Source organism: Paraburkholderia sp. BR14320, from assembly GCF_040948665.1.
GTDB lineage: Bacteria > Pseudomonadota > Gammaproteobacteria > Burkholderiales > Burkholderiaceae > Paraburkholderia > Paraburkholderia youngii.
The window spans coordinates 1-1127 of sequence record NZ_JBFPKG010000199.1 but is presented as its reverse complement, the minus strand read 5'-3'; the positions used below and the strand labels follow the sequence as shown (position 1 = coordinate 1127).

Here is a 1127-nt window from a genome sequence, read left to right as displayed (position 1 = left end):
CATCAGCGAAGATCAGCGAAGCCGTGACGGTGCCCTGCCGGATCGACGTCGCCAGACGGAGAACCTCGTCCCAGTTCCTCCGCATGTGCTTTTCGTTGTACGTGTCGCCGATCATTGAGGCACGCGCAGGATAATCCTTGGGATTGCCTGGCACATACAGCTTCATGTCGCTGAGATCATGGATCCGTGGCGCAAACCGGAAACCAAGCAGACGCATCAGCGCAAAGACGTGATCGGTAAATCCGTTGGTGTCAGTGTAATGTCCCTGGATGCGCAGATCCGACTCGTGATACAGCAGTCCGTCGAGTACATAGGTCGAATCGCGCACGCCGACGTTCACGAGGTTCGGAGAGAACGGCGCGTACTGGTCGGAGATGTGCGTGTAGAACATGCGTCCGGGCTCGGCGCCGTATTTCGGATTCACGTGTGCCGTGCTCTCGGCCTTGCTGCCCGCACGGAAGCGCTGCCCATCGGATGACGAGGTGCTGCCGTCGCCCCAGTGGGCGGCGAACGGATGGGCGAACTGTGCGTTGACGAGTTCAGCCAGCGCCTGTGAGTAGGTTTCGTCCCGGATGTGCCACGCCTGCAGCCACGACACTTTCGCGTAGGTGGTACCGAGGCAGGCCTCCGCCATCTTCGTCAGTCCGAGGTTGATCGCGTCGGCCAGGAGCGTCGTGAGCAGCAGGGTCTTGTCTTTCGCTGTCTCGCCGGTCTTCAGGTGCGTAAAGTGGCGGGTGAAATCGGTCCACGCATCAACCTCCATCAGCAACTCGGTGATTTTCACGCGCAACAGCATGACCGATGTCTGGTCAATGAGTGCCTGGGCCGCCTCGGGTACCGCGGCATCGAGCGGCGTCATTTTCAGGCCCGATTCCGTGATGATCGCATCGGGCAGCCCGTTATCGGCGGCGAGGCGGTTGACGGTTGCCAGTCGCTGCTCCAGCAACTGCCGCCGCTCCTCCAGGTAACGGTCGCAATCAGCGATGATCGGCAGCGGCAAGACATTGCCCTGCATGATCGCCTGGAAATTCTCTGTCGGCAGCAGGTAGTCGTCAAAGTCCCTGAACTGGCGTGAGCACTGCACCCAGATGTCGCCTGAGCGTAGCGCGTTCTTCCGCTCGGCGAGC

At 60.9% G+C, this 1127-nt stretch carries 1 protein-coding gene; it reads right to left on the bottom strand.

Features of this window, described 5'->3' with window-relative positions; genetic code table 11:
* A partial coding sequence (locus tag AB3X89_RS39845) for a Tn3 family transposase (RefSeq protein WP_368588010.1) occupies positions 1 to 1127 on the bottom strand: 1127 nt, incomplete at both ends.